Origin of the sequence: Mycobacterium sp. (assembly GCF_050701515.1) — a bacterium.
Taxonomy (GTDB): Bacteria; Actinomycetota; Actinomycetes; order Mycobacteriales; family Mycobacteriaceae; genus Mycobacterium.
This window is the reverse complement of record NZ_JBOGDB010000317.1, coordinates 1-7,768: the sequence shown is the minus strand read 5'-3', so window position 1 is coordinate 7,768 and position 7,768 is coordinate 1. Positions and strand designations below refer to the sequence as shown.

Annotated in this window: 11 protein-coding genes and 2 pseudogenes; 7 read left to right on the top strand and 6 right to left on the bottom strand. The window is 65.9% G+C overall.

From position 1 onward, the window contains the following. The 6 genes and pseudogenes from ACRDU5_RS22870 to ACRDU5_RS22845 all read right to left on the bottom strand — a co-directional run. Positions 1-136 (bottom strand): VOC family protein (locus ACRDU5_RS22870; RefSeq protein ID WP_526617273.1); only part of this gene is annotated, 136 nt, incomplete at its 3' end. A gap of 5 nt (positions 137-141) precedes the next feature. Next, on the bottom strand, positions 142-591 hold the full coding sequence (locus ACRDU5_RS22865; RefSeq protein WP_526617271.1) for a helix-turn-helix transcriptional regulator: 450 nt from the start codon (positions 589-591) through the stop codon (positions 142-144). Further along, the gene (locus tag ACRDU5_RS22860) at positions 584-1,285 is read right to left on the bottom strand and encodes a phosphorylase family protein (protein ID WP_526617270.1); all 702 of its coding nucleotides are present in this window, start codon (positions 1,283-1,285) and stop codon (positions 584-586) included. The genes ACRDU5_RS22865 and ACRDU5_RS22860 overlap by 8 nt, the downstream gene beginning before the upstream one ends. A 20-nt stretch (positions 1,286-1,305) precedes the next feature. Then, positions 1,306-2,115: a DUF899 family protein gene (locus ACRDU5_RS22855; RefSeq protein ID WP_526617269.1), complete on the bottom strand. Its 810-nt coding sequence runs from the start codon at positions 2,113-2,115 to the stop codon at positions 1,306-1,308. A gap of 136 nt (positions 2,116-2,251) precedes the next feature. Further along, a pseudogene (locus tag ACRDU5_RS22850) lies at positions 2,252-2,503 on the bottom strand (maleylpyruvate isomerase N-terminal domain-containing protein); the annotation flags it as partial. A 29-nt stretch (positions 2,504-2,532) separates the two neighbouring features. Then, positions 2,533-3,246 carry a DUF899 domain-containing protein gene (locus ACRDU5_RS22845; RefSeq protein WP_526617268.1) on the bottom strand — a complete coding sequence of 238 codons (714 nt, stop codon included), beginning with the start codon at positions 3,244-3,246 and terminating at the stop codon, positions 2,533-2,535. 101 nt (positions 3,247-3,347) lie between these two features. Between ACRDU5_RS22845 and ACRDU5_RS22840 the strand changes: the two genes are divergently transcribed. From ACRDU5_RS22840 to ACRDU5_RS22810, 7 genes and pseudogenes are all read left to right on the top strand, one after another. After that, entirely contained in the window at positions 3,348-3,680 is a 333-nt protein-coding gene (locus tag ACRDU5_RS22840) for an ArsR/SmtB family transcription factor (protein WP_526617272.1), read from the top strand. Further along, positions 3,677-4,114 (top strand): SRPBCC family protein, encoded by a 438-nt coding sequence (locus tag ACRDU5_RS22835; RefSeq protein ID WP_526617267.1) that lies wholly within the window; start codon positions 3,677-3,679, stop codon positions 4,112-4,114. The genes ACRDU5_RS22840 and ACRDU5_RS22835 overlap by 4 nt, the downstream gene beginning before the upstream one ends. A gap of 43 nt (positions 4,115-4,157) precedes the next feature. Next, positions 4,158-4,379 (top strand): annotated as a pseudogene (locus tag ACRDU5_RS22830) (SRPBCC family protein); the annotation flags it as partial. 49 nt (positions 4,380-4,428) lie between these two features. Continuing rightward, positions 4,429-5,436, top strand: a complete 1,008-nt coding sequence (locus ACRDU5_RS22825; protein WP_526617266.1) for a methyltransferase — start codon at positions 4,429-4,431, stop codon at positions 5,434-5,436. A 26-nt stretch (positions 5,437-5,462) separates the two neighbouring features. Further along, positions 5,463-5,870: a cupin domain-containing protein gene (locus tag ACRDU5_RS22820; protein ID WP_526617265.1), complete on the top strand. Its 408-nt coding sequence runs from the start codon at positions 5,463-5,465 to the stop codon at positions 5,868-5,870. A 94-nt stretch (positions 5,871-5,964) separates the two neighbouring features. After that, a complete protein-coding gene (locus tag ACRDU5_RS22815) occupies positions 5,965-6,435 on the top strand; it encodes a carboxymuconolactone decarboxylase family protein (protein WP_526617264.1) in 471 nt (156 codons plus the stop codon). A 168-nt stretch (positions 6,436-6,603) separates the two neighbouring features. Beyond that, a partial coding sequence (locus ACRDU5_RS22810; RefSeq protein WP_526617263.1) for a glycosyltransferase occupies positions 6,604-7,768 on the top strand: 1,165 nt, incomplete at its 3' end.

Genomic DNA, 7,768 nt, shown 5'->3' with positions numbered 1-7,768 from the left:
GACCGATGGTGATCCAGCGCATGTCTTTGTATCCGACGTCCTTGCGGACGTCGAAGCCCAGAGCGTCGCGGTAGAACGCCAGCGACTCGTCCGGGTCGGTGTGCGGGAGGAAACTTGCGTTGATGGTGACGTCCATGGCGGTCACGCTAGCTGCGCGTCGGAGACCAACGCTTCTCGATTCCTGATCGGTCTGGTCACTTGTTTCGCCACGCACGACGGGATCCCCGCCGTCGCGCCAGTTGCCTGGCTCCGGTATGTGCTGGGTGAGACGCCGACCAGCTCGGTAAAGCGAGTGCTGAACGTGCCGAGCGACGAGCAGCCGACCGCGAAGCAGACCTCGGTGACGGACAGGTCGCCACGACGCAGCAGCGCCATCGCGCGTTCGATCCGTCGCGTCATCAGATAGGAATACGGCGACTCGCCGTAGGCGATCTTGAACTGGCGGCTGAGGTGCCCGGCCGACATATTCACATCGCGGGCGAGTGCCTCGACGTCCAGCGGCTGCGCGTACTCCCGGTCCATTCTGTCGCGGACACGGCGTAGCAGCTTGAGGTCGCGCAGGTTCTGCGCAGCGGCGGGCCTACTAGTCACCTGCGCGATAGTGCCACATGCCGACGGCCCGGATGGCGGCGTCGGCGGCCCGCTCGGTAGCCAGCTTCGAGCCTCTGGCCAGGCGAACCAGGCGGGGCACCGCGCCGGGGTGCCTGATCAGGTAGCGGGCCACGGCCGGGATGTTCGCCGAGCCGTCCTGGCTGGCGAGTCCGAAGATTTCGGCGTCCACGCTGCCGTCGCCGGCCCGGTCGCTGATCGCACGCACCACCGACCATGGCACGCCGCAGTCCTCGCACACCTCCGCGATCGCGGCCGTCTCCATGTCGAGCGACACCACCCCCCGGGCCCGCAGATCGGCGTGAACCGCCGGATCGACAAGAAGTTCATCGGTGGTCCAGATCGTCCCGTTCCCGTTGCCGAGGGGGAGTGGCTTGGGTCGGTGCTGGGAGCCGTCGGTGCCATCGACGACCAGCTCGGGCAAGACCAATGTGCCGATCGGGGTCTCGTTCTCGATAGCGCCAGTGATGCCGACGACGATCACCCATTCGACATCGACCGAGTCCAGCAGTTGGCTGACCGCGGCGCCGGCGCGCGCCATGCCCATCCCGGTCATCACCGCGATCACTGGACGGTCACCGATCCGTCCGGCATAGCCGATGTCAATCTTTCGGAGCCGCAGCCGCCGTCGCAACCGGCGCAGCTCCATCGGCATGGCACAGACGAAGGCGATCATGGCGCGCTCTCCGCACCCGATCAGGGTCCAACGGTGAGGTCGTCGGAGCGTCCGGCTTCGAGCCGGGACCACTGGACGATTGGGCGTCCGTTGGTCCGCCATCGCTCGGCGGTGCCCGTCCACCGCTGCGGCCAGCCGGGAGGCGAGTCCTCCCACGGCTCTTGGCGTCCGTACACGGTGAGGTCCATCAGCGCGCAGCTGTAGTCCATTGCCTCCACGCCGCGGTAGTTCGTCCAGTAGGTTTCGAACACGCGGTCGCCGTCCCGTAGGTAGCACACGAGGTGCATCAGGCCGATCTGACGCCCGACGAGAAGAGCATCGACGGAGGGGAGTGCCGAGTACCACGGCATATCCCAGCCCATGAAGTCTCGGTAGCGTTTGCTTTCGTCGTAGGCACCCTGACACAAGACCGCGTAGGTGATGTCGCGGGAGTGAAGGTAGGACAGTTCCGCGACCTGGGTGGTGCACCACGTGCAGCCCTCGCACTGCTCGGGCGCGGGGCGGCCGGCGTTCCACATGAAGTAGTAGGCGAGGAGCTGTCGGCGCCCTTCGAACGCTTCGAGCAGAGTGAGCGGACCGTCAGGCCCGATCAGCTCGAGGTTGGCGTCTACCTCGACCATGGGTAGGCGTCGCCGGGCCGCGGCGACCGCGTCGGCCTCTCGGGTGTGCGCCTTCTCCCGAACCCGCAGGCTGTCCACTTCGGCCTGGAAGGCGGCCCGGTCGACGGCCTCGGGCATGCTCGGTGCATCGGGCGGATGGTTCATGACTGGCTCCTGCCACTCGACGATGTCGGCGCCGGCGGGACCGAACATGTACAGACGATCGAGCACCTGAGTTGGGTCGCCCGACCAGTCCATGGCGGCGAGCTGGGCGCGGCTGCGGCGGCCCGCTCAACCGGCCCAGGGCCTCGAATCGCGAAGTGCGGAGCCGTATTTCGGCCATGTGGTCCAGCCGTGCCGCCGCGGCGGTCCAGGCCGCCAGGGTCTCGGCCACGTCGTAGCCGCTCAACCGGGCGATCTGGGCTGCCGTCTCTTCGTCGGTGGGCGCCCCCGTCAAACGCCCGCTCACCCAGTCCTCGGCAACTGCCGTCAGATGCGCCACCACGTCACGCACCGACCAGCCGGGACGGGCCGCAACGGCGGCTCTCCACGCGGCATCATCGAGTCCCGTCACGAGCGCGATGATCCGTTCCCTCGTTTCCTGATAGAGCCGAGCCATCAGGCGCGGATCGGCGACCGACGCGCGCATCACTGTTCGAACCACCGGGAGGGCTCGTGTTTGCCGTATTCGTCGTGCCAGTCCCACCACTCATACGGCGGGGTCTGCGGGTAGCCCTCCGGGGAGTCCTCCCAGGTCTCCTGACGCCCCAGCGCGGTCATGTCGAGGAAGCTCCAGGTACTGACGAACGCCTCGTCGCCGCGATCGTTGGTGAAGTAGGTGCGGAACACGCGGTCGCCGTCGCGGATGAACGCGTTATGGCCGTGCCACTCGTCGACGCCGAAGTCGACGTCGAAGTCGTCGGTGATGGTGTACCAGGGGATGTGCTCCCAGCCCATCCGCGCCTTGATCCGCGCGATGTCCGCCTGCGGGGCCGGCGAGGCGTAGACCAGCGTGGTGTCGCGGGCGTTGAGATGGGCGAGGTTGGGAATGTGGTCGGCCATCAACGAGCAGCCGACGCAGGCATGGTCGGGCCACCCTTGGTCGTCGGGCCCGTGGAAAACTCTGGGCCCGAAGAAGGCCCGGTAGACGATCAGCTGACGGCGACCGTCGAAAAGGTCGAGCAGGCTCGCCTTGCCGTCTGGCCCCTCGAACTCGTACTGCTTTTCCACCAGCATCCACGGCATCCGCCGGCGCATCGCGGCCAGCGCGTCACGCGCCCGCGTCAACTCCTTCTCCTTGACGAGCATTTCCTGGTGCGCAGCCTGCCACTCCTGCGCCGACACAATCGCAGGTGTCTTCATGCGTTCTCCTTCAGCCGGGCGGTATAAGCTCTTCAATGTTCAACATAACCGTTGAATATCTATTCCGCAGGACAATCACGCGCGACCGTATAGTCAACAACATGGTTGAAGATCAGGTGTTGGATCGCGCGTACGCTGCGCTCTCCGATCCGACTCGCCGCTGGCTGTTGGAGACGCTGCGCCAGGGTGATGCGCGCATCACCGACTTGGCTGAGCCGCTGCCGATGACGTTCGCCGGTGTATCGCGCCACGTTGGCGTGTTGGAGTCGGCTGGACTCGTGCGGCGCGAGGTGCGCGGCCGCGAGCACTGGCTGTCCCTACAGCCCGGCGGATTGACGATGGCCCAGCAATGGATCAACGAGCAAACGGACTTCTGGTCGACACGTGCGGACGCGCTGTCGGCTCGGCTGCGCCGGAAGCAGCGTGCACGATGAGCGATGGGGCGACTGTCCGAGTGCAACGCGTCATACCCGCCGTACCAGAAGTGGTATTCGACCAATGGCTCGATCCTGAGTCGTTGGAGGAGTGGATGTGTCCGGATCCGGTCCGCGTGGTCGACGTCGCCGTCGAACCTCGCGTCGGGGGGAGTGTGCGGTTCGACGTTGACGACTCGGGCACCCGCGTCCTGATCACAGGGCGCTTCCTGGCCATCGATCGTCCGCATTTGTTGCGCATCACCTGGACGAACTCGAATTGGCCCGACCCGACGGTGGAAAGTGTCGTCAACGTCGCCTTCGAGCCGTTCGGCGACGATCAGACACTCATGTCCATCGAGCATTCCCTAATGCCCCCATCGGAATTCGAGGACTTCGAGAACGGGTGGACGCTTACCTGCGATCAGCTCGCAGCATTCCTGCAGAGCCGATGACGCACGGCTGAGTTCACGAGACAGACACTGGCAGAATCGACTCGTGACCGAGTTGACGACGTCCGATTCGATTCCAGTGGCGATGGCACCCGACGATCTTTATGCGCTGGTGTCGGACGTGACCCGGATGGGGGAATGGAGCCCGACCTGCCGGGCCTGCTGGTGGGACGAGGGAGCCGGCCCGCAGGTTGGCCGGCATCGCTGGGTTTCGCGAGCGCTATGGCGACGAGGACTACGCACTTTCGTGACGTGGGAGAGACGCGCAGCTAAGTTCGAGTGTTGGACGACACGACCTTCCAAGAGCGAGGTGTCATATGGGTGAACTGACTCCCGATGCGATCATGCGGCTGGGAACCGCGTATTGGGGCTCGAAGACGCTACTGAGCGCTGTCGAGTTGAAAGTGTTCGGGACGCTTTGCGAGGCCGGCCCGCTGGATGCCGAGCAACTCCGCGAGCGACTCGACCTGCATCCGCGCAGCGCGAGAGACTTCTTCGACGCCCTGGTCGCGCTCGGCATGCTCGCTCGCACCGATGGCCAGTACTCGAACACCCCGGAGACCGATCTATTCCTTGACCCGGCGAAGCCCACCTACATGGGCGGGATATTGGAGATGGGAAGCGTTCGCCTGTACGGGTTTTGGGGATCCCTGACCGAGGCTCTGCGGACAGGGCAGCCGCAGAGTGAAGTGAAAACAGGCGGCGACTTCTTTGAGGTTCTGTACGCGGATCCGGAGAAGCTCGCGCAGTTCACCGGTGCGATGACCGGACTCAGCCGCGCGGCAGGCGATGCGATAGCGGCCAAGTTCCCGTGGCGCGACTACGGCAGCGTGATCGACATCGGCTGTGCCCAAGGCGCCGTCGTGGTTGCTATCGCGACGGTACATGACCACCTCACTGGCGGCGGCTTTGACCTGCCGCCCGTGGAGCCCATCTTCAACTCCTATGTCGCCAAATTCGGGCCCGCCGATCGCCTTACCTTCACGCCCGGCAACTTCTTCGAAGACCCGTTGCCAAAAGCAGACGTTCTCATCATGGGCCACATCCTCCACGACTGGGAAATGGACCAAAAGCGCTTGCTCCTGCAGAAGGCATACGACGCGTTGCCGGAGGGAGGGGCTCTCATTGTCTACGAAGCGCTCATCGACGACGATCGGCGCGAAAACGCATTCGGCCTATTGATGAGTCTCAACATGCTCATCGAAGGCCTTGGCTTCGACTTCACGGGTGCGGACTGTCGCGGCTGGATGGCCGACACGGGCTTCAGCGAAAGCTATGTCGAACAGCTCGGCGGCACCGACTCGATGGTGGTCGGCATCAAGTAAGCGGTCTAACTCAGAGGAGGAGATCAATGCCGGAAGATCCGATGGCCGCTTTGCAGAACAAGCTGACGGTGATTCAGAGCGTCACTCCGCCCTTTCTGCCCGCAGACCCGGAGGTGATGACCGTCGTGGTCGAGTATCCGCCCAGCGATCCCGGCGTGCCGCCACACCGTCATCCCGGTGGGCCAGCGTTCGGTTACGTGCTGGAAGGCGAAATGCTCTTCGAGCTGGAAGGTGAGCCGCCGCGGGTCATCAAGGCCGGCGAGGCGTTCTGGGAACCTGGCGGCGACGTGATCCACTACTCGGACGCCAACAACCGAACCGATATCCAGCTCCGATTCCTCGTCACGATGATGTGCGCCTCCGGGCAACCGATGCTTGTTTTGGTCGATGACGACGAGCTCGAGCAGCGCCGCGACAGGCGGGTTGAAAGGTAAAGCCGAGCCATTCCGATGTGACACGTGACACGTCACGTCACATCTGGGCGATCCACGGTGTCCTGAAGGCATGACTGCAATCAAGGAGATCACCATGGAAGCTCGGCTCGACATTCTCAACAACGACATGGCGGCGAAGCTCATCAAGCACTTCGTCTCGGCGAGCAAGGTCGTCGCTGACTCGGCCCTGGCTACGACAACCCAGGAGCTGGTGAGGATCAGAGCCAGCCAGATCAACGGCTGCGGAGTCTGCCTCGACATGCACACCAAGGAGGCCGCGCGGGCTGGCGAGGACCCGGTGCGGCTGAACCTGGTGGCCGCATGGCGGGAGGCGAAGGTCTTCACCGAGGCCGAGCGGGCAGCGCTCGAACTCACCGAGCAGGGAACCCGCATCGCCGACGGCGGTGGGGTCACGGATGAGGCCTGGGCGAACGCAGCCAAGCATAACGACGACGACCAGCTCACGGCCATCGTCTCCCAAATCGCCCTGATCAACGCCTTCAACAGATTGAACGTCATGATCCAGCAGCCCGCTGGTGACTACCAGCCCGGGCAGTTTGGGTAGCGGAAGCGTCGGCGGTGGGAGGGGTGTCGACTCCCTTCCACTCTCAACATATATCGCACCCGGGGGCTTGCGGCAAGACCCGGGTCGTGCCGCAGAATCGTCCCCCTGCCCTTCGGCCGGGAGGTACCCCCAGGCCGAAGCCAAAATTCGGGGAAATGGGGGAGCGAAATGCGGGTGTTGTTGTCGACGTGGGGATCACGCGGGGACGTCGAACCGATGTTGGGACTAGCGGTGGCGTTGCGGGCACTCGACGCCGAGGTGCGGATGTGCGCGCCACCGGACTTCGCGGAGCAGCCGGCCCGTGTCGACGTGCCGATGGTTGCGTCCGGCCAGTCGGTGCGCGCGTTGGTCCACGGTCCGAAACCGTCGACGGAAGCGGACGCGCCCCGGGTCGCGGCCGAGTTGGTAGCCAGTCAGTTCGACACCGTGGCCCCAGCCGCCGAGGGATGCGACGCATTGGTGGCAACCGGCCTGATGCCCGCCGGCCAGCGGTCGATAGCCGAGGTGCTCGGCATCCACTACGTGTGCGTGACGTTCACTCCGCCGGTCCTGCCGTCGCCGCACTTCAAGCCGCTGCCGCGGCCGGGCCGTCCGTTCCCGCCCGGCGAGACCGACAACCGAGTGCTGTGGGACGTGGATGCCGAGCGGGTCCAAGCGCTCTTCGGCGCACCGCTCAACGCCCGTCGGGCGGCGATGGGGCTGCCACCGGTGGACAACGTCCGCGACCACGTTTTCACCGACCAGCCGTGGCTGGCGGCGGATCCGACGCTGGGCCCGTGGCCTGGTTCGCCGGACCTCGACGTCGTACAGACCGGCGCGTGGATCCTGCCGGACGAACGCCCGCTCCCAGCCGATCTGGAGGCGTTCCTGGAGGCCGGCACACCACCGGTGTATGTGGGCTTCAGCAGCGTGCGCGCCCCGGACGACGCCGCCCGGGTGGCCATCGAGGCAATCCGCGCGCAGGGCGCTCGCGTACTCGTCTCCCGTGGCTGGGCCGACCTGGCCCTGATCGACGACCGGGACGACTGTTTCGTCGTCGGCGAGGTCAATCATCAGGCACTGTTTCCCAGGCTGGCCGCCGTCGTGCACCACGGCGGCGCGGGCACCACGACGACGGCCGCCCGGGCCGGCGCGCCTCAGGTGGTGGTACCCCAGATTGCGGACCAGCCGTACTGGGCAGGCCGGGTGGCCGCGTTGGGCATCGGCGCGGCGCACGACGGCCCGACCCCGACGACGGAGTCGCTATCCGCCGCGCTCGCGGCGGCCCTGGCCCCCGAGACCCGCGCACGAGCGACCGCCGTCGCCGGCACGATCCGCACCGACGGAGCAACGG